The sequence below is a fragment of the Micromonospora sp. WMMD980 genome (assembly GCF_029626035.1).
GTDB lineage: Bacteria > Actinomycetota > Actinomycetes > Mycobacteriales > Micromonosporaceae > Micromonospora.
Genome location: NZ_JARUBE010000003.1, coordinates 3,506,318 through 3,528,789 on the forward strand (window position 1 = coordinate 3,506,318; position 22,472 = coordinate 3,528,789).

The window sequence follows — 22,472 nt, forward strand, 5'->3', positions numbered from 1 at the left end:
GCGGTCGACCCGATCATGGAAGGCGCCAACGTGACAGGCTTCCCCGACCGGCCCCGCCGGGTCCGGCCCGCGCTGGCCGCGTTCGTCGCGGCGGTGGTGCTCACCGCCGGCTGCACGCTGCCGGCGTTCGCCCCGCGTGCCGAGAGCGAGGGCGAGGCGGCCCCGCCGGGGAGCGCGCCCACCTGGCGGGCCTGCCCGGAGGTGCCCGACGAGCTGGTCGGCCGGGGCGCGGCCGACATGCGCTACGAGTGCACCCGGGTCGCCGTGCCGCGCAACTGGGGCACCGGGGCGGCCACCGGGGCGACCGCCGGGCCGGGCACCGGCGAGACGTTCGAGATCGCGCTGATCCGGGCCCGCTCCACCAAGCAACGCGACCGGATCGGGTCGCTCGTGGTCAACCCGGGGGGTCCCGGCGCGTCCGGGGTGGACACCGCGGTCTACCTGTCCTTCGGTCCGGCGTTCGGCGGCCTGCCGACGGCGATCACCGACCGGTTCGACATCGTCGGCTTCGACCCGCGCGGGGTGGCCCGCTCCAGCCCGGTCAAGTGCATCCCCGACGCCGACCTCGACGCCAGCTTCGGCTACGACCCCGACCCCGAGAGCCAGGCGTCCTTCGACGGCTTCGTCGACCTCAACCGGCGCATCGGCGCGCGGTGTGGCGGCAAGTACGGCGACCAGCTCCCGCTCTACGGCACCGAGCAGGCCGCCCGGGACATGGACGCGGTGCGCGCTGCGGTCGGCGACGAGAAGCTGACCTACCTCGGCTACTCCTACGGCACGCTGCTCGGCGCCACCTACGCCCAGCTCTATCCGCAGCGGGTGCGGGCGCTGGTGCTCGACGGCGCGGTCGACCCGAGGCAGCAGCTGATCGCCGGTTCGGAGAGCCAGGCCAAGGGCTTCGAGCGGGCGTTCGACAACTTCTCCCGGTGGTGCGCGGCGAACGCCGGGCGCTGCCCGATCGCGCCGGATGCGCGCGCGGCGGTCACCGCCGCGATCGACAAGGCCACCGTCTCGCCGGTGCGCGGCGCGGACGGCCGGAAGGCCACCGCCGGCTGGGTCTTCTACGCGGTGATCTCCTCGCTCTACACCGAGCAGGGTTGGCAGGAGCTGGCCCGGGCGATCGACGAGTTGCAGGGCGGGGACCCGGCGGGCGTGTTCAAGCTCGCCGACGCGTACGCCGGCCGCGAGGACGACGGGCACTACTCGAACCTGTTCGACGCCAACATGGCGATCAACTGCGCCGACGAGACCGAGAAGCCGACCCGGGAGCAGGTCCGGTCGTTGCAGTCGCAGTGGCGGCAGAAATATCCGCTGTTCGGCCCGGCGCTGGCGGTGGGGATGCTCGGCTGCGTGGAGTGGCCGGGCGAGCGTGACCCCTATCCGACCGGCCGGGCGGCGGGCGCGCCACCGATCCTGGTGGTCGGCACCACCGGCGACCCGGCCACGCCCTACGAGCAGACCGCCGCGCTCGCCTCGATGCTGGGCGTCGGCCGGGTGCTCACCTGGGAGGGCGAGGGGCACACGGCCTACCCGCAGACCGCGTGCGTGACCAAGGCCGTCGACGCGTACCTGATCTCGCTCACCGTCCCCCGGGAGGGGCTGCGCTGCCCCGCCCGGTGACGGTCCGGCGGCCGTGCCAGACTTCCCGGGTGGCTGAGGTGATCTTCCGGGAGGCGGTCCGGGCCGACCTGCCCGCCGTACTCGCCCTGCTCGCCGACGACGTGCTGGGCCGGACCCGCGACCTGCCCGAGGTCGACGAGGCGTACGAGCGGGCGTTCGCCGACCTCGACGCCGACCCGCGCAACTTGATGATCGTCGCGGACGACGGCGGTGAGCTGGTCGGCTGCTTCCAGATCACCTACATTCCCGGCCTGGGCCGGCACGGCGCGGAGCGGTCGCTGATCGAGTCGGTGCGGGTCCGCTCGGACCGGCGCGGACGCGGGCTGGGCCGGGCGATGATGCGCTGGGCGATCGACCAGGCCCGCGCGCGGGGTTGCGCGCTGGTGCAGCTCACCACCGACAAGCAGCGCGCCGACGCGCACCGGTTCTATCGCGACCTGGGCTTCGTGGCCAGCCACGAGGGGATGAAGCTGGCGCTGTAGCGGCACCCGGATCCGACCGGCGGGCACGGGTCAGTCGGTCACCAACTGGCCGTCGCGCAGGACCAGCGTCCGGTCGGCCAGCTCGATCAACGCCGGATCGTGCGTCGCGACCAGGGCGGTCATCCCCCGGGCGTGCACCACGGCGCGCAGCAGGCCCATGATCGAACGGCCGGTCTCGGAGTCGAGCTGCCCGGTCGGCTCGTCCGCGATGAGCAGGTCCGGCTCGTTCGCGAGCGCCCGGGCCACCGCCACCCGCTGCTGCTGGCCGCCGGACAACTCGTACGGACGCTGCGCGGCGTGTGCGCCCAAGCCGACCAGCTCCAGCAGCACCGCCACCCGCTGCTCCCGCTCCGCCGCCGGCACCTTGGCCAGCCGCAGCGGCACCCCGACGTTCTCCGCCGCGGACAGGATCGGCACCAGGCCGAACGTCTGGAAGACGAAGCCGACGGTGCCGCGGCGCAACGCCAGCAACTCCCGCTCCCCCGCCGAGGTCACGTCGTGCCCGGCCACCCGGATCCGCCCGGCGTCCGGCCGGTCCAGGCCGCCGACCAGGTTCAGCAGCGTGGTCTTGCCGGCGCCGGACCGGCCGCGGACCGCGACCAGCTCGCCGCGACCGGCGGTGAAGGAGACATCCCGCACGGCGTGCACGGCGTGCTCCCCCCGGCCGAAGGTGCGGCTCACCCCCTCGACCCGCACCACGTCCTCGACTGTCGTCCCCGGCAGCACCGCGGCCCGCTCGGTCATCACTCACTCTCCTCGGCGTGCGCCCGGTCGCCGGGGCGCACCTCGACGCGGTCGGGTTCCAGGTCGAGCCGGACCCGGTCGCGCAGCGACAGGGCCTCCACGAACGGCGCCGGCAACTGCATCCGGCCGGTGCGGTCGAGCACCGCGTACTCCTCGCTGACCAGCTCGGTGCCGCCGTCGGCGGTGGTTCGCGCGGTCCGGCGTACCTCGGAGGCGGTCCGGCCGTCGCGGATCGCGACGGTCCGGCGGACCTGACCCGCCACGGCGTGGTCGTGGGTGACCACCACGATGGTCACGCCCAGCTCGGCGTTGATGGTGCGCAACGCGGCGAAGACCTCCGCGCCGGTCGCCTCGTCCAGCTCGCCGGTCGGCTCGTCGGCGAAGAGGATCTCCGGGTCGTTGGCCACCGCCACCGCCACCGCGCACCGCTGCTGCTCCCCGCCGCTCATCTGACCGGGCCGCCGGTCCGCGCAGTAGCCGACCCCGACCAGGTCGAGCAGGCGACGGGCCCGCTCCCGCCGGTCCCGCCGGCCACCGTGCCGACCGGCCAGCCTCATCGGCAGCTCCACGTTCTCCGTCGCGGTCAGGTACGGCAGCAGGTTGCGGCCGGTCTGCTGCCAGACGAACCCGACCATCTCCCGCCGGTAGGCGAGCCGCTTCCTGTTCGACAGGGCGAGCAGGTCGTACTCGGCGACCCGGGCGATGCCGGCGGTCGGGGTGTCCAGCCCGGACAGGATGTTGAGCAGGGTCGACTTGCCGGAGCCGGAAGCGCCCACGATCGCGACCAGCTCACCGCGGTCGATCACCAGGTCGAGACTCTGGAGGGCGACCACCTCGACGCCCTCGGTCTTGAAGATGCGCACCAGGCCGTCGCAGACGATGTGCCCACGCAGCCGGTCCCGCCCGCCGGCCCGTTCGGCGGCTCGCTCGGCCGCGCGCTGTTGCAGGGCGGCCAGGTCCGGCATCGGCTGTCCGGGGTCGTGGCGCGGCGTCAGACGCGCCGAGCCCGGATGGCCGGAAGCGGTCGCGGTCATCAGCTCTCCTCTCCGAGCCGCAGCACCTCACCGAGGCGCATCCGGCGGTTGTTCACGGCCTCCACGGTGATCGCGAAGCCGAGGGCCAGCAGGGCCAGGACCGACACCCCGGCCACCAGGCCGGGTTCGAACGTCGGGCGCACGGTCACCCCGCCGGTGAACGCGGGCAGGCCGAGCACCGGGGTGAGCAGCAGCGGCAGCACCGCCCCGACCACCGCGCCGGTGAGCACCGACACCAGCACCAGCGGGGTCAGCTCGACCAGCAACAACCCGCGCCACTGCCGGCGGGACAGGCCCATGGTGCGCAGCCGGGACAGCACCTGCCCACGGGAGCGGGCGCCGGCCAGCACGGCGAAGGCGAGCCCGAGCAGCCCCAGCACCGCGCCGCCGCCGGCGCCGAGCGCGAACCCGAACACCAGCAGCCCGTTCACGCCGCTGCCGCCCAGCTCGGCCCGGACCCCCGCGCGGCTGGTCACCTCCGGCGCGCGGGCCTTGTCGGCCGCGTCGACCGTGCCGATCCGCAGGTAGCGGCGTTGCCCCTCGACCGCCACCCGGTTCACCTCGGCCACGTCCACCTCCGGCCCGGCCAGCACGAAACCGGTGGGGGCGAGCGGATGCGGCGCGTCGGCCGGAAGCGCCGGCCAGGGCAGCACCACGAACCGGCCGACCGAGCGGTCGACGAGCGCGAACCCGTCGACCGTGCCCGCGGCCCGCAACGGCAGCCGGTTGCCCTGCACGTCCAGCCAGGCCGGGCGGCGCCCCTGCGCGTCGGCGAGCCCGGCCTCGGCCAGCTCTGCGGCGACCGCCGGGGACACCAGCGCCGGTAACGGGGTGCTGCCGTCGCCGCCGGCCAGCAGCGGGTCGGGCACGCTGACCGGTACGCCGGCGCGGCGGGCCACCTCGGCGAACCCGGCGGCGTCGACGAGCAGCACCCGCAGCTCCCGGATCGGGCTCGGCCGGCCGGCCCGGTCGGCCGACGGGCGCTCCGCCGGCACGGTCAGCAGCGGGGCCACCGCGCGGACGCCCGGCAGCGCGGCCAACCGGTCGGCGGTGTCCGGCGCGAAGCGTTCCCCGGTGACCAGGACGTCCCCGGGCACCACGCGGGCCGCGGCGGTGTCCCGGCCGCTCTCGATGCCGGTGGCCACCACCCCGCAGAACGCGGCGGTGGCGACGGCCAGCACCACCACGACCAGCGGCCCGGTGCTGGCGGCCCGGCCGGCGCGGGCGGTGCCGAGGAACGCGACGCTTCCGCGCGCCCGGGCGGTGACGCGGCTGAGCAGCCGCAACGGCCATGGGTACGCCCGCAGCGCCAGCAACGCCGCGGCCACCGCCAGCAGCACCGGCACCGACACCAGAAGCGGGTCGACCGAACCGGCGGTGAGCCCGCGCCGGCGCAGCAGGAACGCCCCGAGCACGGCCACCCCGAGCACCACCGCTTCGACGGTGAGCCGGACGGCGGGCGACCGACCACCGAGGTCGGCGCGGCCGGCGACGCCCCGGCCGACGGCGAGCGCCGCCACCGGCGGGAGGACGGTGACCAGCAGCGCGGCCAGCAGCACCCAACCTGCCGACGTCCCGGTGCCGGGCAGCAGGCCGCCGAGCAGCCAGCCGACCCCGGCCGCGGCCGGCAGCACCAGCGCCGACTCGGCCAGGCCCCGGCGCAGCACGTCGGCCGTCGAGCCGCCACGCGCCCGGATCAGGTGGAACTCGGCGCGTCGGCGGCGCGCGGCCAGCCGGGCGGCCAGCAGGGACAGCCCCGCCAGCGTGGCGAGCAGCCCCGCGCCGATGACCGCGAGCAGGGTGCGGGCGGCGGCGAGCGCGGACGAGAAGCGACGCAACGCGATGTCGACGCCCTGGGACAGCCGCACCGAGGCGGGACGGACCCGTTCCAGCCCGTCGAGCCCGCCGATCAACGCGTCCAGCCGACCCGGGTCGATCCGTTGCGGCGCGATCCGGTAGCGCCACCCGAAGCTCACCGGCCAACCAGTCGCGGCGATGGCGTCCACGCCCGCGTCGGCGGCGTAGGCGACCGCCACGAACGGCTTGCCGTCCCCCTCCGGCGGGGTGAGCCGCAGCATCGACGGCAACCCGTCCCAGACCCCGTCGCGCCCGTCGTTCGGTCGCCACACCCCGACCAGCTCGACCGGCCGGGACTTCAGCGGTCGGCCCGTCGGGTTCGTCGGGTCCAGCACCGACAGGCTGAACCGGTCGCCGGGGGCGACGCCCAGGCTCGTCGCGACGGTGTCGGCGAGCGTCACCTCCACCGCGCCGGCGGCGGTGACGCCGCTCTCCGGCCACCGTCCGGCGGTCAGGGTGGTCGCCTCCCGCAGGCCGTTGCCGGTGCGCAGCACCAGGTCGATCAACCCTTTGCCGCTGTCGAGCGTCGGGCCGCGCAACCGGCCGGGCACGGTGTCCGCGGCGTACCACCGCTGCCCGATCACGCCGCGCACCGCGGCGGGCATCCGGTTCTCGATCGTGTCGAGCTGGCCCGTTTGGGCGGCGACGACCGGCTGCACGCTCGACGCGAGCGTGGTCGGCGCCTGGGTGTACCCGAGGTCACGCAGGGCCGCCGGCTGGTTCGCGACGTACTCCCGCAGACCTTGCCCGGTGAGCCGGTCGGCGACCCGCGGCACACCGGTGATCAGCAGGGCGGTCACCACGGTCAGGACGGCGAGCAGCAGGAACTGCCCCCCGTACGCGCGAACCCGCCCCACTGCGCCTGGCAGCCTCATCTGTGCTGGCCTTCCGTTCGCGACTGCGGGGCTCCGCTTCGCCGCACTCCTCGCGCTCACCGGACCCGCCTTCCGTTCGCGACTGCGGGGCTCCGCTTCGCCGCACTCCTCGCGCTCACCGGACCCGCCTTCCGTTCGCGACTGCGGGGCTCCGCTTCGCTGCACTCCTCGCGCTCACAGGGCTCCCCCGATTCGGAGCTGCACGGCGGCGACCCGCTGACGGATGCCCGTGGTGATGACGGCCGCGAAGGCGAGCGCGGCGAGCAGCAGGCCGACGGCGGTCAGCCCGACCGGAGCCCAGGGCACCACGAAGACCGCCTCGGGCACCGGCCGGCCGGCGGCCGGCGTGAGGATCACCAACGGCACCATGGTCGCCGCGACCAGGGCACCGACGAGCAGCCCGACGCCGACGCCGATCGCGGCCAGGAACGTCTGCTCGGCGAGGTAGGCGCGGCCCAGCAACCGGCTGCCGGCGCCGAGCGTGTGGAACACGGCGAACTCGGTGAGCCGCCGCCGGGTGGTGGCCCAGACGTCCACCGCCAGGCCGACCAGCGCGAGCAGCACGGAGCCGAGCGCGGCGGCGAGCAGCCCGGTGCGGGCCCCCCGCCAGTACGGGTTCCGGGCGGCCTCCTCGGCCACCCGCTGCCGGTCGTGCAGGACGGTGCCGGCCAGCGTGGACAGCGTCCGCGCCGCGACGTTGTGCCCGCCGGGGGTGGTCCGCAGCCACCACTCGGCCAGCGGCCGGACGCCGCCGCGTCGCTGGAGCACCTGGTTCGCGGCGGCGGGCAGGTCGACGAGCACGCCGTCGCCCTCGGTGCCGGGGACCGCGGCGACCCGCCCGACCATCTTCACCTCCAGCGTCACCTCGGCCAGCGTCAGCGTGAAGGTGTCGCCGGTGCCGACGCTCAGCGCGGCCGCCACCCCCGGCGTGACGAGCACCGGCACCGGCGGGGCGTCGCCGCGCGGCACCACGGCGAACCGGGACGGTGGCGTGCTCACGTACTGGAGGAGACCCTCCGGCACGTCGAACGTCCGCACCACGTCCACCCCGGACGGGGTGACCCGCGCGGCGCCGCGCGGGCCGTCCGCCGGGTCGACCACCCGCCAGGCGCCGTCGACCGGCAGCGGCAACGCGGCACCATCGGCGTCGCTGAGTCGCAGGCCGTCCAGGACCAGCCGGTAGGCGGAGCCGACGACGTCGCCGCCGTCGGCCTCGAAGCCGGCCAGCCGCAGCGGCGCCCCGCCGCTGTCGGGCAGCGCGACGGAGAAGCGCACCGGGCGGCCGTCGCCGCCGGCCTCGGCCAGCCGGAGCCGCCAGACGGCGCCGGCGTCGGTGGTGAACAACGCGCTCACGGTCACCCTCGGCGGCGTGTAATCGGTGTCGACCGGGGTGCGCACGGTGCCGGCCAGTGTCCGCGCCCCGCTCGGCAGGATTCCCCCGGCGGGTGTGCCCCGCGCGCCGACCATCCGGTCCAGCAGGCCGGCGGTGGACGTCCCGCCGTCGGCGTCGTCGAGTCTGATCATGCCGCGCGCGCCCGCGGCGTCCAGCGCGACCGCGGTGGCCGGGCGCGACTCCCGACCCAGGCGCAGCTCGTCGCGCCAGGCCGGCAGCACCCGCTCCAGCCCGGGGGCGGCGGCCAGCGCGCTCGCCCGGCCGTCGGGGGCGGCGCCGTCGCGCTCGGTCAACCGCAGGTCGGTGCCGACCGTGTGCCGGGCCTGGTCGCGTTGAGAGTGCTCCCAGGAGGCCACCAGCGACCAGGCCAGCGTGCTGCCGCCGACGGCGAGCGCGAGCAGCAGCACCGGGCCGGCGTGCGGGCGACGGCCGGCCTGCCACATGCCGAACATGGTGGCGTTCCACGGCCGCCGGTCGACGAAGCGTTCCGCGAGCCGGGTGGCCGGCGGTAGCAGCCGCAACGCGATCACGGCGCCGGCCAGCACGCCGATGGTGGGCGCGGCGGCCAGCAGCGGGTCGATGCCGAGGCTGCCGTTCGCGCCGGACAGCGGTGAGGAATATTGCCGCAGCTGGGTCCAGGCGAGCACGGCCAGCGCCACCAGGGCCAGGTCGACGCTGGCGCGTTGCACCGTCGCGCCGCGGGTCGGGCGGGAGCGGGCCGCCATGTCCGCGACGTAGGTGCCGGACCGGCGCAGGGCCGGCAACACCATGGCGAGCAGGCAGCCGACCGCCGCGCCGGCCGCGACCAGCCAGACCCGGGCCATGCCGCCGTCGGTCAGCCCGAGGTCCGCGCCGAGATGGCGGACCGCCGGCCCGGTCAGCGCCGGGGCCAGCAGCACGGCCGGTGCCACCACGAGCGTCGCCTCGCGTACGGCGAGCCCGGCGAGCTGCACACGGGCGGCGCCCCGGGCGCGCAGTAGCGCGGTCTGCGCCCGCCGGTCCTCGTTGAGCAACGCGGCGACCAGCACCAGCGCGTACCCGCCGAGCACGACGATCAGCAGCAGCGGGGTCAGCAGGGCCGAGCGGCCCACCAGGTCGGCGCGGCCGAGCCGGTCGGCGAGCCGGTCCAGGTGGCTGACCTGCTGCGCCGAGGAGTCCAGGCCGGTCGCCTCGGGCAGCCGGCCGGTGACGTCGGCCAGCGCGGCGGTGACGCCGGGCAGCCGGGCCGGCTCGACGCCGACCAGGTCCGGAGCGGCCAGCCAGGCCGCCGAGACGGACCCCGGGAAGGTACGCGCGAAGTCCGCCGGGTCCAGCGCGAACGGCCCGTACGACGTGCTCGCCGCGTCGCCCTGGCCGCCGCCAACGCCCGGCGCGAGCCGCCAGTACGCGTCGGAGGCGTCCCGGGGCCGCCAGGTGCCGGCGATCGTCACCTCGCTGCCGCGCTCCGCGGCCCGGTCGAACAGCGGCACCCGCTCGCCGACCTTGAGGCCGAGCCGCGCGGCGACCTTCTCCGGCACGGTGACCTGCAACGGGTCGGCGCCGGCCGCCGGCCACGTCCCGGCGGTCAGCTCGGCGCGCGCCGGCAGGTCGTCCAGGGTGCCCAGGTTGGCGAAGATCGGGTCGTCGTCGGTGCGGACGGCGCCCACGTCGCCGGTCAGCTCCCGCCCGGTGCCGTAGCGGGCGGCGGTCACGGTCACCGGCGCGCCACCCAGCCCGCCGGCGAACTGCGCCCGGACCGCCCGGTCCCGCTCGGCGAACGCCGTCGCGTCGGCGCCTCCGGAACCGCTGACCAGCAGGCTGCGCTCCTCCGGAGGGGCGGCGTCGAGCACCGCGCGGGCGCCCGCCTCGACCGCCCGCCGGTTGTAGTCGGAGAGCCCGGTGACCAGCCCGACCGCGACGAGCGCGGCGACCGCGGCGGCGAGCAGCAGCCCACGGGCCTCGACCGCCCGCCTCCAGACCAGCGTCATCCGACATCCTCTCCTGGCCCGGGTGAGCCGACGACCAGGAAGACCCACCAGGCCCGAGAAAAGGTTCGCGCCCGTTACATGATCGTTATCCGTCGGACAGGCGACCGCCCCGGCCGGGGCCGGGGCGGTCGGTGGGCGGGCGGGCGGGCTCAGTGGTTGTTGTTCAGCCAGATGCAGGAGTTGTCGCTGCCGGTCCACCGCCAGCAGAGGTGGTCGCGGGCCTGCGGGCCGTACTCGCCGTCGGCGGAGATGCCCAGGTCGGACTGGACGCTGCGCAGCGCGCTCTGGGTGTAACCGCCGAAGTCGTTGTCGACCCCGTTCGGGCCGAGGTATCGGCCGTAGATGCCCTGCAACGTCCGCTGCAGCTCACCGACGCCGGAGCTGTGGTCGCCACGGATCAGCAGGCAGTTGAAGTTGATGGTGCTGCTGACGTACGCCGGGATCCAGGCCGTGGCGCCCCGGGCGCCGGACCAGGTCGAGGTGTAGACGCCCGCGCCGTTGCAGTGCGGCAGGGCGGCCTGGGCGGGAGCGGAGACGGCGACCGCGCCGCCCGCGGTCGTGACGGTGAGCGCGGCGGCGAGGCCGAGGCGGACGAGACGTCGGAGCATGGGAAACCCCCTGGTCGAGGTGAGGGTCGCGCGTGCGACGCTGCGGCGCGCGGCTTGTCACCCAATGGTTTCGTCCGCCGGTGGGAGCGGACAGGAGCCGGACCGGAGATTGACCGGCACTTCCCGCCGTTCAGCGCAGCGTGGCGAGCTTCGCGTCGATCCCGTCGGTGTCGGCCGCCTCGAGCGAGGCGTGGATGTCCCGCGCCTGCCGCCACACCCGGCGGGCCGACGCGACGTCGCCGGCGGCCAGGTGCGCCTCGCCGAGGCTCACCAGGGCGTCCGCCTCCAACCGCCGGTGACCGATCTCGCGGCGCAGCCGGACCGCGTGCTCGTAGCAGCCGACCGCCGCGTCGAACGCGTCGAGCTGGAGGTGGGTGTGCCCGAGACTGGTCCAGGTGATGGCCTGGCCCAGCACGTTGTCGACGGACGTGAACAGCGCCAGGGCCTGCTCGCAGCTCTCGATCGCGGCGTGGTGGTCACCCAGTTGGGCGTGGGACCAGCCGACCGCGTTGAGCGCGAACGCCTGACCGGTGACGTGCCCGGCCAGGCGGTGCAGGCGCAGCGCCTCCCGGGCGTGGGCGAGCGCCGGCCCGGGCTGGCCGGCGCGGTCGCTGATCCAACCCAGGTTCAGCTCGACCCGGGCCTGCCCGGCGAGGTCACCCGTCCGCCGGTATCTCTCGTAGGCCAGTTCCAGGTGGCGTCGCGCGTCGTCGGGGCGGTCCAGCGAGATGCCGGCGAAGCCGAGCACCCCGTGGGCGTACGCCTCGAGCCGGTCGTCGGCCAGCCGGACGGCCGCCGACAACGCCGCCCGCAGGCTGCTGGTCCAGTCCTCCCAGTAGCCGCGCTGGTTGAGGAACGTGGTGACGGCCCAGGCGAGGTGGGCTGCGTGCCGGTCGAAGCCGTGGCCGCCGGCCAGTTCCAGGGCCGAGAGCAGCACCTGACGCTCCTCGGTGAACCACCGCACCGCCTGGTCCCGGTCGCCCAGGGGCACCGGCACGGCCCCGGCCCCCGGCGGGTCGATCGGCAGCCGGTCCCGCTGCGGATAGACCAGTTCGTCGGCCGCGTACGCGACCGACAGGTAGTGGTCGAGCAGGCGGGCCCGGGCGGCGTGCCGGTCCGCCTCGCCGTCCTCGGCCGCCGTCAGCTCCGCGGCGTACGCCCGGAGCAGGTCGTGACAGGTGAAGCGCCCGGGGCGATCCTCGCTGAGCAGGTGGGCCCGGGTCAGCTCGGCCAGCGGTCGGCGGGCCTGCGCGGGGGTGATCCCGGCGAGGCTGGCCGCGGCCGGAAGCGCCAGGTCGGGGCCCGGATGAACGCTCAGCAGCCGGAACAGCCGGGCGGTCCCCCGCGTCCAGGGTCCGGTACGACCAGGACATCACCCGCCGCAGGTCGGTGACGGGTTCGCCACCGTCGAAGGCGTCCAGCCGGCCGGCGGCCGGTCGTAGTTCCGCCGCCAGCTCCGCCAGGCCGAAACCGGTGTTGATGGCGGCCCGGGCGGCCACCACGGACAGCGCCAGGGGCAGCCCGGCGGACGCCCGGACGATCGCGTCGACGGCCGCGGGCTCGGCGCTCACCCGGCGGGTACCGAGGCGACGACTGAGCAGCTCGCGGGACTCGGCCGCCGACATGACGTCCAGGGTCACCGGTCGCGCGCCGTTCACGCTGACCAGACCCAGGAACTGGGCCCGCCCGGTGACGAGGACGAAGCAGCCCGGCGCCCCCGGCAGCAGCGGGCGTACCTGGTCGGCGTCGCGGGCGTTGTCCAACACGACCAGCACCCGCCGGCCGCCGAGCCGGCTGCGGTAACGGGCGACCTGTTCCTCGATGCCTGCGGGCGGACGATCGCCGGGCCCCGCGAGGGCGTTGAGGAACCCGGCGAGCGCGGTGCTCGGGCCGACCGGGGCGCCCACCGGGTCGAAGCCGCGCAGGTCGACGTAGAGCTGGCCGTCGGGGAAGTGCGGGGCGACGCGGTGCGCCCAGTGCACGGCGAGCGTGGTCTTGCCCACCCCGGCGGTGCCGGAGACGACCGCCAGGCCCATCGCGGTCGGTTGGTCCGCCGCCCGGGTCAGGATCTCGTCGAGGCGGGCCAGCGCGCCGTCCCGGCCGACGAAGCCGAAGCCGTCCGCGGGCAGTTGCGCGGGGACGCCGTGCGCGTCGGACGACGGCGACGCCCCCGCGAGGAACCGCTCCCGTGCCGGCCCGTGCAGCGCGAAGGCGTCGGCCAGCAGCAGCATCGTCGCGGGTCGCGGTCGCGCGATCCGGCCCGCTTCCAGGTCCCGGACGTGCCGGACGGACAGCCCCGCCCGCTCGGCCGGGGCTTCCTGCGTCAGCGCGCCGCGCCGGCGAAGCTCCCGTACGGCTTCTCCGAACACGCGGAAGACGCTATCGACGGCGGTCGGTGCGGGCAGTCGGGCATGCGACGCACGGGCCGGCCCGACCGGTCAGGCGTCGCGCGGACGGTCGCGGTCCTTGGAGGGCTGGACGCGTTTCGGCTCGCCCGGCATCTTCGGGTATTCCGGCGGGTAGGGCAGGTCGCCGAGCCCGTCGGCCGCGTCGCGCTCGGCCCACTCCAGCAGCGGGGTGATGTCCCACGGCGCGTCGTCGATGCCGGCGTGCGGGTCGCCGCGCTCGGCGAGCCGGGCCGGCACCGTGCCCAGGTGGAAGTCGTCCGGGTCGACGTCGGTCAGCTCGGCCCAGTCGACCGGGGTGGAGACGGTGGCGCGGGCGTTGGCCCGCAGCGAGTAGGCGCAGGCGATGGTGCGGTCCCGCGCGGTCTGGTTGAAGTCGACGAAGACCCGGCGGCCCCGTTCCTCCTTCCACCAGGCGGTGGTGACCAGCTCGGGGCGGCGTCGTTCCAGCTCCCGGGCCAACGCGATGGTGGCGCGGCGCACCTCGACGAACGTCCAGCGCGGCTGGATGCGCAGGTAGACGTGCACGCCCCGGCCGCCGGAGGTCTTCGGCCAGCCCGGCACACCCAGCTCGTCGAGCAGCGCGCGCAGCTCGCCGGCGGCGGTCACCGCGTCGGCGAAGCCGGTGCCGGGCTGCGGGTCGAGGTCGACGCGCAGCTCGTCCGGGCGGTCGGTGTCGGCGGCGCGCACCGGCCACGGGTGGAGGACCACGGTGCCCATCTGCGCCGCCCAGGCCACGTGCGCCAGGTCGGCCGGGCAGAGCTCGTCGGCCTTGCGGCCGCTGGGAAAGCTGATCTCCGCGGTGCGGATCCACGGGGGTACGCCGCGGGTCGGCACCCGTTTGGAGAAGAACATCTCCCCCTCGATGCCCTCGGGGAAGCGTTGCAGGGTGGTGGGCCGGTCGCGGAGTGCGCGCATGATGCCCTCGCCCACGGCGAGGTAGTAGTGGAAGACGTCTGCCTTGGTGAAGCCGCGCTGCGGGAAGATCACCCGGTCGGGGCTGCTGAGCCGCACGGCCCGCCCGCCGACCTCGATCTCCTCGACGGCGCTTCTGCTGCCCGCCATCAGGCGACCATATGCGATGGCACCGACAGCCGACGTACCGTTGGGGGGTGAGTCTTTCCGACAGCGAACTGCCCCGCACCGAGGACGAGTGGCGGGTCCGGCTGAGCCCGGAGGAGTTCCGGGTGCTGCGTCAGGCCGGCACCGAGGCGCCCTGGACCGGCGAGTACGTCGACACCAAGACCCCCGGCGTCTACCACTGCCGGGCCTGCGGGTTGGAGCTGTTCCGCAGCGACGACAAGTTCGACTCGCACTGCGGCTGGCCGAGCTTCGACGACGCCATTCCCGGCGCGGTCAAGGAGATCCCCGACAACACGCTCGGCATGCGGCGGGTGGAGATCCGCTGCGCCCGCTGCGACAGCCACCTCGGGCACGTCTTCGAGGGTGAGGGGTTCACCCCGAAGGACACCCGGCACTGCGTCAACTCGATCTCGGTGCGGCTGGAGCCGAGCGGCGGCTGACCCGTCGGGCTCGTCACCGGCCCGCTGGTCTGCGTCGCCCTGGAGTGCTGGGCGGTCGCGACACGCCGGGGCGACTCGCCGTCTGACCGGGGTCAGGTTCACCGGTTCCGGTTGCCTCCGCAGGTCCACTGCCCGACCCTGGAGACAGGTCCGTTTTCGGGGGGTTTGACATGGCCAGCTGTGAGGTCTGCGGCAACGACTACTGGATGGCGTTCGAGGTGCGCACGGTCGACGGGGCCCGGCACACGTTCGACTGCTTCGAGTGCGCGGTGCACAAGATGGCGCCGATCTGCGAACACTGCCAGATCAAGATCGTCGGGCACGGTGTGGAGGTCTCCGGCCGCTTCTTCTGCTGCGCCCACTGCGCTCGGGCGGTCGAGGGCGACCAGGGCGCCGAGATCCGCGACGCGGTCGGCGCCCGCCCCGCCTGAGCCGCGCCGCTCCGCGGACATGGCGGTTTCCGCCGACTTGATCCACGCCACTCCGCCGAGGTGGTGGCATCCCACCACCTTCGATGCAGCCATCTCGGCGAGCCGGTGTGGAGCAAGAGCGGCCGGGGCCGCCTCCGAAGTCGATCTACGGCTACCATCCCCCGGTGACCCGACGGCCGATCGTTGCGGCGACCCTGCTCCTCGCGCTCGGCGGCTGCGCGCCGACGCCCGACCCGGACGGGCCGCCGGTGACCGCCGCGCCGGCCCTGGTCGCGCCCGCGCCCACCGACGGCGGGGCCGCCGTCGCGCTGCGGGACCGGCATGCCGCCACCGGCAGCCTCGCCGGCCTGGCCGAGAAGCCCGAGCACGCCAGCGAGCGGCTCGACTCGGACGGGGTCGCCTGCGGCCGACCACTACCCCTCCTCGACCGGCGGGAGGTCGCCTCCACCCGCGTCTTCGGGACGCCGAAGGGCACTCCGGCGGAGGGGTTCGTGGAGTTGGCCCAGGAGACCGTGGTCTACCCGGACGACGCCACCGCGGCCGACGCCGTACGCCGGATCTTCGATCTGCTGGAAGCCTGCGGGCGCGACGAGGAGGACGGGCAGGTGACCGCCGACCACGTCGCGGCCGCCCTGCCGGCCGGGGTGGGTGTGCCGGGCCGCGTCGTCGCCGCCACCATGACGCTGCCCGACGGCACCCGGTTCCCGCACCGCTACGCCTGCCTGCACCGGGGTCGGGTGACCCAGTGCGTGGGGGTCTGGACCCGGTCGGCGGCCGCCACCACGACCTGGTTCGACCGGGCCGCCCTCGCCACCGGAGCCGGCCTGCGCTGACGGCCCGGCCCAGGCCCGGGTCGCGGCCCCCCGGCGACCGCCACCTAACCTGACGGGATGTCCGTCGAGTCCCACCTGGCAGGCTTCGCCGAGCTGGACACCCGCACGTTCCACGACCTGCTCCGGCTGCGCGTCGACGTGTTCGTGGTGGAACAGTCCTGCCCGTACCCGGAACTCGACGGCCGGGACGTCGAGCCCGGCACCCGGCACCTCTGGCTCACCCGGGACGGCGCCGTGGTGGCGTACCTGCGGATCCTGGCCGACCCCGACGGCGTGGCGCGGATCGGCCGGGTGGTGGTGGCGCCGGCGGCCCGCGGCGCGGGCCTGGCCGGCGCGCTGATGACCGAGGCGCTCGCCGTGGTGGGTGACCGGGCGTGCGTGTTGGAGGCGCAGACACACCTGGTGGGCTTCTACGCCGGGCACGGCTTCGCGGTCGACGGCCCCGGCTACGTCGAGGACGGCATCCCGCACACGCCGATGCGCCGGAATCCCAACTAATTGACGTTTATCACTTTCTGTGGCAGCGTGCGGACCGAGCCGCCACGCGGGAGAGGGCAACTCCCGACAGTCCGGGCTTCGTGCACCGACACCTCACCCGGAGGCATCACATGTCCACTCCCCACCGCCGACGCGTACCGCTCGCGGCGGCGATCCTGGGCGTCTGCGCGGTCGTCGCGGCGCTGCTCACCACCGCCTTCTCCGGCCCGGCCTCGGCGCACGGGTCGGTGGTCGACCCGGCCTCCCGCAACTACGGCTGCTGGCAGCGCTGGGGCAGTGACTTCCAGAACCCGGCGATGGCCACCCAGGACCCGATGTGCTGGCAGGCCTGGCAGGCCGACCCGAGCGCCATGTGGAACTGGAACGGGCTGTTCCGCGAGGGTGTGGCCGGCAACCACCAGGGCGCCATCCCGGACGGCCAGCTGTGCAGCGGCGGACGCACCTCCGCCGGCCGCTACAACGCCCTCGACACGGTTGGCGCCTGGAAGACCACGTCGATCTCCAACAACTTCCGGATCAAGCTGTTCGACCAGGCCAGCCACGGCGCCGACTACATCCGGGTGTACGTGACCAAGCAGGGCTTCAACGCGCTCACCACGCCGCTGCGCTGGAGCGACCTGGAGCAGGTCGGCTCGATCGGCAACACCCCGGCCAGCCAGTGGACGCCGGAGACGTCGGGCGTGTCGATCCAGGTGCCGGCGAACGCGCCGGGCCGGACCGGACGGCACATCGTCTACACCATCTGGCAGGCCAGCCACCTGGACCAGTCCTACTACCTGTGCAGCGACGTGGACTTCGGCGGCGCCGGCCCGTCCCCGACGACCTCGCCGACCGCGTCGCCCACCGCGTCCCCCACCACCTCGCCGACCGCGAACCCGACCCCGACGTCCACCCCGCCCTCCACGCCGAACCCGGCCGGTGGCTGCACCGCCACCTACCAGGTCACCGGTCAGTGGGGCGGCGGCTTCCAGGCCGAGGTGAAGGTGACCAACGGCAGCGGCTCGCCGATCCGCGGCTGGTCGGTGAGCTGGAACTACCAGAACGGCCAGCAGGTCAGCTCGGCGTGGAACGCCACGGTGACCACGAGCGGCACGCTGGTCACCGCCCGGAACGTCGCCTACAACGGGGCGTTGTCGCCGGGCGCGAGCACGTCGTTCGGCTTCACCGGCACGTCGACCGGCACCAACCCGGTGCCCGGGATCCTCTCCTGCACCACCACCGCGTGACCCTCACCCCGCCCGCCCTCGGGTAAGGAGGGGCCCCCTGTTAACACCTCGGTGTGAGAGGGGGCCCCTTCTCTACCGGAGGCGTTAACCGGGGGCCCCGCCTTTCACACCAGGCAGGTGACGATGTCGGCGATCGGGCGGCGGCGGCCGGTGTAGAACGGGACCTCCTCGCGCACGTGCCGGCGCGCCCGGGAGGCCCGCAGGTCGCGCATCAGGTCGACGATCCGGTGCAGCTCGTCGGCCTCGAACGCCAGCATCCACTCGTAGTCGCCGAGCGCGAACGAGGCGACCGTGTTGGCCCGCACATCCGGGTAGCCGCGCGCCATCTTCCCGTGCTCGGCCAGCAGCTCCCGCCGCTCGGCGTCGGGCAGCAGATACCACTCGTAGGAGCGCACGAACGGGTAGACGCAGAGGTAGGCGCGCGGCTCCTCGTCGGCCAGGAACGCCGGGATGTGGCTGCGGTTGAACTCCGCCGGGCGGTGCAGCGCCATCTGCGACCAGACCGGAGTCAGCGCCCGCCCCAGCGTGGTGCGGCGGAACCGCAGGTACGCGTCCTGGAGCGCGTCACTGGTCGGGGCGTGCCACCAGATCATCAGGTCCGCGTCGGCGCGCAGCCCGGCCACGTCGTACGTGCCCCGGATGGTCACGTCCTTGCCGGCCAGCTCCGCGAAGAGCGACTCGACCTCGTCGACGACGTTCTCCCGCAGCGACGGCAACGGGCTGCTGGCCCGGTACACCGACCACATGGTGTAGCGGACGGTGTCGTTCAGCTCCCGCAGCCGCGCCGCGTTGGTCTGCTCGGTCATGCTGCCGATCCTCCCAGTGCCGTGATGATCTCTTCGGCCGCCGTCTCGCCGGAGCGGACGCAGACCGGAATGCCGACCCCGTCGTAGCCGGCCCCGGCCAGGGCCAGCGTCGGGTGGGCGCCGCGCAGCGCCGTCCGCACCGTCGCCACCCGGGCGGCGTGCCCGGGCGTGTACTGCGGCAGCGCGCCACCCCACCGCTGCACGTGCCGGGCCACCGGCTCGGGCAGCGCCGTGCCCAGCACCGCCGACAACTCCCGGCGTACGGTGGCGGCCAGGTCGTCGTCGGTGAGCTGGAGCGAGGTCTCGTCGCCGTACCGGCCCACCGAGGCCCGCACCAGCGCCGACCCGTCGGGCCGGCGCAGGTGCCCCCACTTGGTGGTGAAAAACGTGGCCGCCTTGATCAGCAGGCCCTCGGCGGCCGGCACCAGGAAGCCGGACAGCTCCGGCAGGTCCGGCCCGGGCAGCGCGAGCGTGACCAGCGCGACGCTGGCGTAGTCGAGCGCGCCGACGGTGTCGGCCACCTCGGCGGCCTCGGCGGCGAGCAGCCGGGCCGCCGGCCGGGCCGGCACCGCCAGCACCACCGCGTCGGCGTCCACCAGCTCGGCGTCCCGGGTCGGCCCGACGGTGAGCCGCCAACCGGTCGGGGTGCGGCGTAGCTCCCGCACCGCGGCGTCCCGGCGGATCGTCGCCCCGCTCGCCGTCGCCGCCGCCTCGACGAGCGTGCTCAGGCCGCCGGTCAGGGTGCCGAAGACCGGCGCGCCGGGCGCGCGCGGGGCGGCGGCCTGCGCGGCGCGTACCGCGCCGACGAGCGTGTGCTCGGCGCGCGCCGCGCGGGCCAGCGCCGGCATGGTGGTGACCAGCGACAGGTCGTCGGCCCGGCCGGCGTAGACGCCGCCGAGCATCGGGTCGACCAGCCGGTCCACCACGGCGTCGCCGAGCCGCTCCCGGACCAGCCGGCCGACCGCCAGGTCCTCCCCCGGGGCCAGCAGCGAGCGGCCCGCGTCCCGGTCGGCGTCCGCCGCCGGCCGGGCCACCGTCGCCACCTTTTCCAGATCCCCGGGTACGCCGACGAGCGTGCCGCCCGGCACCGGGCGCAGCCCGCCGTCGACGAGCAGGGCGGCCTGCCCGACGGTCGGGTGCACGATCCGCGCGCCGAGGTCGAGCCGGCGGGCCAGCGTCACCGCCGCCGACTCCCCGCCGGCCGGGTCGCGCATCAGGAACGACTCGGCCCCGAACTCGACCGGCCCGCCGGCCAGCTCACCGGTGCGCAGCTTGCCGCCGAGGCGGCCGGACTGCTCGTACACGGTGATCTCGGTGCCGGCGGGGGCGCGGTCGCGCAACCGGACGGCGGCGGCCAGCCCGGTGATCCCGCCGCCGACGATCGCCACCCGCCACGGTCGCGCCACGACGACGCCCCCTAGCGGGCCGGTCGCGCGGACAGCTCGTGCACCAGCGCGACCACCCGGGTCAGCACGTCGGGGTCGGTCTCCGGCAGGACGCCGTGGCCGAGGTTGAACACGTGGCCGGGCGCCGGCCGACCCTGCTCGACGATCCGCCGCACCTCCGCCTCCACCACCGGCCAGGGCGCGAGCAGCACGGTCGGGTCGAGGTTGCCCTGCACCGCCTTGCCCGGCCCGATCCGGCCGGTGGCGACGTCCAGCGGCGTACGCCAGTCGACGCCGACCACGTCGGCGCCGGCCTCGCCCATCGCGGCGAGCAGCTCGCCGGTGCCCACCCCGAAGTGGATCCGCGGCACGCCGGCGTCGGCGAGGCCACCCAGCACGTACGACGAGTGGGGCAGCACGAAGCGGCGGTAGTCGGCCTCGGAGAGCGCGCCGGCCCACGAGTCGAAGAGCTGCACGGCGGAGACGCCCGCGTGGATCTGCACCCGCAGGAACGACAGCGTCACCTCGGCCAGCCGGGCGCAGAGCGCGTGCCACAGGTCGGGGTCGCCGTACATCATCGCCTTGGTCTTCGCGTGGGTCCGCGACGGCCCGCCCTCGACCAGGTAGCTCGCGAGGGTGAACGGCGCGCCGGCGAACCCGATCAGCGGGGTGTCACCCAGCTCGGCGACGAGCAGCCGGACCGCCTCGTCCACGTAGGACACCTCGTCGCGGCCGATCGGGGCGATCCGCTGCACGTCGGCGGCGACGCGCACCGGCTCGGCCACCACCGGCCCGGTGCCGGGCACGATGTCCAGGTCGATCCCGGCCGCCGCCACCGGCACCACGATGTCGCTGAACAGGATCGCCGCGTCCACGCCGTGCCGGCGGACCGGCTGGAGGGTGATCTCGGTGACCAGTTCGGGCCGGCGGCAGGACTCCAGCATCGGCACGCTGGCCCGGATCTCCCGGTACTCCGGCAGCGACCGGCCGGCCTGGCGCATGAACCAGACCGGGGTGTGCGGCACCGGCTCGCGCCGGCAGGCGCGCACGAACGGCGAGTCGGCCGGCCCGCCCCGGCGGGGTTCTCCATCTCGGGCGGCAGTGCCCGTGGTGTCGGTGCTCATCGCGGCAATCGTGCCACGCCCCGCACCACCCCCCGCGCTCACCGCCCGCATTTGTGACGTAGAAGGAGGGGCCCCCTGTTAACGCCTCCGGTAGAGAGGGGGCCCCTTCTCACACACGCGACGCGCCCGGCGCGCCGTCACCCGCCGCGCGCCGGAGGCGGCATAGGCTGCCGGCATGGCCCCCCCGATCGCGCTCCCGGAAACGTTCGCTCGCGCGGTCGCGGGGCTGCGGTCGGCCACACCCCGCCCGGAGATCGTGCTGGAGGAGGTGGGCGCTCCGCAGCGCCTCGCCCCGTACGCCTTCGCCCTCTCCGCCGTCGTCCTGCGCGACGACGACGAGGTGGCCACCGGGCGGCTGATCCTGCTGCACGACCCGGCCGGGCACGAGGCATGGCAGGGCACGCTGCGGCTGGTCACCTACGTCACCGCCGAGCTGGAGGTCGACCTGGCCAGCGACCCGCTGCTGCCCGGCGTCGGCTGGACCTGGCTGACCGACGCGCTGGACGCGCAGGGCGCCGGGCATCGGGCGATCGGCGGCACGGTCACCCAGACGCTCTCCACCCGGTTCGGGGAGCTGGCGGGTCCGCCCGCCGCTGGCGACATCGAGATCCGCGCCTCCTGGACGCCGCTACGGGCGGACCTGGGCCCGCACCTGCTGGGCTGGTGCACGCTGCTGGCCTTCACGGCCGGCCTGCCGCCCCCCGGCGTCACCGCCCTACCGATCCGCCGCTCCGCCGGCGCCGCCTGACCCTGCCGCCGCCCACCTCCCGCCGATCATGACGTTGACGGCCGCTCCGCAGGGCCGGAACGCCGCCAACGTCATGATCGACCGGGCTGTCGGGGTCGCGGTGCGAGGTCAGAGGTAGTTCTCGGCCTCGTCGCAGACCTTGTCCAGGCCCTTGTTGGCGGCCTCGAACGCCGCCTTGTCACCGCGTGACGCCGCCGCGATGGCGGTGGTCAGCTTGTCCAGGCAACTCGCGATGACCTTCTTCTGCCGGGCCTGCTCGTCCCGGTCGTTCTTGGTGCCGGTCAGGTCCTGCTCGGTGTCGGCCAGCCGGTCCTGGACCGTCTTCATCTCGCCCCGGAGCTTCTCGATCTCCCGCTGGTTCGCCGAGATGGTGCCGTCGCGCTGGCTGACCTGCCGCTCGGCCTTGTCCAGCTTGCCGTTGGTGGTGACGTAGAGGCCGGTCATCACCCCGCCGAGCACGAGGAGCAGCCCGGCGACGAGCGCGAGGACCAACGTGGTCCTCCCCCGGCCGCCGGCGGCCGGCGCGCCGTACCCGGCCGGCCCGTACGGCGTGCCGCCGGGCGGCGCCGACATCGGCTGCGGGCCGTAACCAGGACCCGAAACGGGCGGCGCCGACATCGGCTGCGGGCCGTAACCAGGACCCGAAACGGGCGGCGCCGACATCGGCGGGTGACCGGGGCCGGAGACCGGGGCCGCGCCCGGCGCGTACTGGCCGGGCACCGGTGGCTGGGGCCGGGTGGGGTCGGGCTGGGCCGGACCGTACGGCGAGGGCGCCGGCCGGCTCCCGTAGACCGTGCCGCCCGGCGGCTGGGGCGGGTGGTCACCCGCTCCGCTCGGTGGCTGGGACATGTCGTTCCTCCAGATGTGCTGGTCCCCGCGGGGTGGCCCGACGGGCCGGGGTCGAGGCGGCGCG

At 75.3% G+C, this 22,472-nt stretch carries 19 protein-coding genes and 1 pseudogene; 8 read left to right on the forward strand and 12 right to left on the reverse strand.

Translation table 11 applies throughout. The features are described 5' to 3' along the window. Positions 1 to 15: 15 nt before the first annotated feature. A complete protein-coding gene (locus tag O7618_RS16400; protein ID WP_278106960.1) occupies positions 16 to 1,620 on the forward strand; it encodes an alpha/beta hydrolase in 1,605 nt (534 codons plus the stop codon). 29 nt (positions 1,621 to 1,649) lie between these two features. Next, complete coding sequence (locus O7618_RS16405) at positions 1,650 to 2,102, forward strand: GNAT family N-acetyltransferase (protein ID WP_278106962.1); 453 nt, start codon at positions 1,650 to 1,652, stop codon at positions 2,100 to 2,102. A gap of 30 nt (positions 2,103 to 2,132) precedes the next feature. Here O7618_RS16405 and O7618_RS16410 read toward each other — a convergent pair whose 3' ends face one another. The 8 genes and pseudogenes from O7618_RS16410 to ligD all read right to left on the reverse strand — a co-directional run bounded on the left by O7618_RS16410 (position 2,133) and on the right by ligD (position 14,050). Continuing rightward, positions 2,133 to 2,846: an ABC transporter ATP-binding protein gene (locus O7618_RS16410; RefSeq protein WP_278106963.1), complete on the reverse strand. Its 714-nt coding sequence runs from the start codon at positions 2,844 to 2,846 to the stop codon at positions 2,133 to 2,135. Further along, entirely contained in the window at positions 2,846 to 3,880 is a 1,035-nt protein-coding gene (locus tag O7618_RS16415; RefSeq protein WP_278106964.1) for an ABC transporter ATP-binding protein, read from the reverse strand. The genes O7618_RS16410 and O7618_RS16415 overlap by 1 nt, the downstream gene beginning before the upstream one ends. Next, positions 3,880 to 6,612 carry an FtsX-like permease family protein gene (locus O7618_RS16420; RefSeq protein WP_278106965.1) on the reverse strand — a complete coding sequence of 911 codons (2,733 nt, stop codon included), beginning with the start codon at positions 6,610 to 6,612 and terminating at the stop codon, positions 3,880 to 3,882. Before O7618_RS16420 ends, O7618_RS16415 begins: the two co-directional genes overlap by 1 nt. Positions 6,613 to 6,786: 174 nt before the next feature. Next, on the reverse strand, positions 6,787 to 9,972 hold the full coding sequence (locus tag O7618_RS16425; RefSeq protein ID WP_278106966.1) for an FtsX-like permease family protein: 3,186 nt from the start codon (positions 9,970 to 9,972) through the stop codon (positions 6,787 to 6,789). Between the two features lie 149 nt (positions 9,973 to 10,121). Continuing rightward, on the reverse strand, positions 10,122 to 10,580 hold the full coding sequence (locus O7618_RS16430; protein WP_278106967.1) for a peptidoglycan-binding protein: 459 nt from the start codon (positions 10,578 to 10,580) through the stop codon (positions 10,122 to 10,124). A 130-nt stretch (positions 10,581 to 10,710) separates the two neighbouring features. Beyond that, entirely contained in the window at positions 10,711 to 11,577 is an 867-nt protein-coding gene (locus tag O7618_RS16435; protein ID WP_278106968.1) for a tetratricopeptide repeat protein, read from the reverse strand. A gap of 502 nt (positions 11,578 to 12,079) precedes the next feature. Then, positions 12,080 to 12,949 (reverse strand): annotated as a pseudogene (locus O7618_RS16440) (helix-turn-helix domain-containing protein); the annotation flags it as partial. A 69-nt stretch (positions 12,950 to 13,018) separates the two neighbouring features. Then, on the reverse strand, positions 13,019 to 14,050 hold the full coding sequence (gene ligD / locus O7618_RS16445; RefSeq protein ID WP_278106970.1) for a non-homologous end-joining DNA ligase: 1,032 nt from the start codon (positions 14,048 to 14,050) through the stop codon (positions 13,019 to 13,021). A gap of 47 nt (positions 14,051 to 14,097) precedes the next feature. Between ligD and msrB the strand changes: the two genes are divergently transcribed. The 5 genes from msrB (at position 14,098) to O7618_RS16470 (ending at position 17,496) form a co-directional block, all read left to right on the forward strand. Next, on the forward strand, positions 14,098 to 14,508 hold the full coding sequence (gene msrB / locus O7618_RS16450) for a peptide-methionine (R)-S-oxide reductase MsrB (protein WP_278106972.1): 411 nt from the start codon (positions 14,098 to 14,100) through the stop codon (positions 14,506 to 14,508). A gap of 170 nt (positions 14,509 to 14,678) precedes the next feature. Then, the gene (locus O7618_RS16455; protein WP_278106973.1) at positions 14,679 to 14,939 is read left to right on the forward strand and encodes a Prokaryotic metallothionein; all 261 of its coding nucleotides are present in this window, start codon (positions 14,679 to 14,681) and stop codon (positions 14,937 to 14,939) included. A 164-nt stretch (positions 14,940 to 15,103) separates the two neighbouring features. Continuing rightward, complete coding sequence (locus O7618_RS16460; protein WP_278106974.1) at positions 15,104 to 15,772, forward strand: hypothetical protein; 669 nt, start codon at positions 15,104 to 15,106, stop codon at positions 15,770 to 15,772. Positions 15,773 to 15,829: 57 nt separating this feature from the next. Next, positions 15,830 to 16,270: a GNAT family N-acetyltransferase gene (locus O7618_RS16465; protein ID WP_278106975.1), complete on the forward strand. Its 441-nt coding sequence runs from the start codon at positions 15,830 to 15,832 to the stop codon at positions 16,268 to 16,270. A gap of 110 nt (positions 16,271 to 16,380) precedes the next feature. Beyond that, entirely contained in the window at positions 16,381 to 17,496 is a 1,116-nt protein-coding gene (locus tag O7618_RS16470) for a lytic polysaccharide monooxygenase (RefSeq protein WP_278106976.1), read from the forward strand. 104 nt (positions 17,497 to 17,600) lie between these two features. Here the strand turns inward: O7618_RS16470 and hemQ are convergent, their stop codons facing one another. Genes hemQ through hemE form a run of 3 tightly spaced genes read right to left on the reverse strand, consistent with a single transcriptional unit; the run spans position 17,601 to position 20,811 of the window. After that, the gene (hemQ, locus tag O7618_RS16475) at positions 17,601 to 18,302 is read right to left on the reverse strand and encodes a hydrogen peroxide-dependent heme synthase (protein ID WP_278106977.1); all 702 of its coding nucleotides are present in this window, start codon (positions 18,300 to 18,302) and stop codon (positions 17,601 to 17,603) included. After that, positions 18,299 to 19,708 (reverse strand): protoporphyrinogen oxidase, encoded by a 1,410-nt coding sequence (hemG, locus tag O7618_RS16480; RefSeq protein ID WP_278106978.1) that lies wholly within the window; start codon positions 19,706 to 19,708, stop codon positions 18,299 to 18,301. Before hemG ends, hemQ begins: the two co-directional genes overlap by 4 nt. A gap of 11 nt (positions 19,709 to 19,719) precedes the next feature. Further along, a complete protein-coding gene (hemE, locus tag O7618_RS16485) occupies positions 19,720 to 20,811 on the reverse strand; it encodes a uroporphyrinogen decarboxylase (RefSeq protein WP_278106980.1) in 1,092 nt (363 codons plus the stop codon). Between the two features lie 175 nt (positions 20,812 to 20,986). Between hemE and O7618_RS16490 the strand changes: the two genes are divergently transcribed. Then, positions 20,987 to 21,559, forward strand: a complete 573-nt coding sequence (locus O7618_RS16490; protein ID WP_278106982.1) for a DUF3000 domain-containing protein — start codon at positions 20,987 to 20,989, stop codon at positions 21,557 to 21,559. A 108-nt stretch (positions 21,560 to 21,667) separates the two neighbouring features. Here O7618_RS16490 and O7618_RS16495 read toward each other — a convergent pair whose 3' ends face one another. Further along, on the reverse strand, positions 21,668 to 22,132 hold the full coding sequence (locus O7618_RS16495) for a hypothetical protein (RefSeq protein ID WP_278106983.1): 465 nt from the start codon (positions 22,130 to 22,132) through the stop codon (positions 21,668 to 21,670). Between the last annotated feature and the right edge of the window lie 340 nt (positions 22,133 to 22,472).

Coding starts and splice junctions, on each gene's coding strand:
- ligD (WP_278106970.1), bottom strand. CDS start 14,050: ATGGCGGGCAGCAGAAGCGCCGTCGAGGAGATCGAGGTCGGCGGGCGG.
- O7618_RS16455 (WP_278106973.1), top strand. CDS start 14,679: ATGGCCAGCTGTGAGGTCTGCGGCAACGACTACTGGATGGCGTTCGAG.
- O7618_RS16490 (WP_278106982.1), top strand. CDS start 20,987: ATGGCCCCCCCGATCGCGCTCCCGGAAACGTTCGCTCGCGCGGTCGCG.
- O7618_RS16400 (WP_278106960.1), top strand. CDS start 16: ATGGAAGGCGCCAACGTGACAGGCTTCCCCGACCGGCCCCGCCGGGTC.
- O7618_RS16410 (WP_278106963.1), bottom strand. CDS start 2,846: ATGACCGAGCGGGCCGCGGTGCTGCCGGGGACGACAGTCGAGGACGTG.
- O7618_RS16415 (WP_278106964.1), bottom strand. CDS start 3,880: ATGACCGCGACCGCTTCCGGCCATCCGGGCTCGGCGCGTCTGACGCCG.
- O7618_RS16420 (WP_278106965.1), bottom strand. CDS start 6,612: ATGAGGCTGCCAGGCGCAGTGGGGCGGGTTCGCGCGTACGGGGGGCAG.
- O7618_RS16495 (WP_278106983.1), bottom strand. CDS start 22,132: ATGTCGGCGCCGCCCGGCGGCACGCCGTACGGGCCGGCCGGGTACGGC.
- hemE (WP_278106980.1), bottom strand. CDS start 20,811: ATGAGCACCGACACCACGGGCACTGCCGCCCGAGATGGAGAACCCCGC.
- O7618_RS16430 (WP_278106967.1), bottom strand. CDS start 10,580: ATGCTCCGACGTCTCGTCCGCCTCGGCCTCGCCGCCGCGCTCACCGTC.
- O7618_RS16425 (WP_278106966.1), bottom strand. CDS start 9,972: ATGACGCTGGTCTGGAGGCGGGCGGTCGAGGCCCGTGGGCTGCTGCTC.
- hemQ (WP_278106977.1), bottom strand. CDS start 18,302: ATGACCGAGCAGACCAACGCGGCGCGGCTGCGGGAGCTGAACGACACC.
- O7618_RS16470 (WP_278106976.1), top strand. CDS start 16,381: ATGTCCACTCCCCACCGCCGACGCGTACCGCTCGCGGCGGCGATCCTG.
- O7618_RS16465 (WP_278106975.1), top strand. CDS start 15,830: ATGTCCGTCGAGTCCCACCTGGCAGGCTTCGCCGAGCTGGACACCCGC.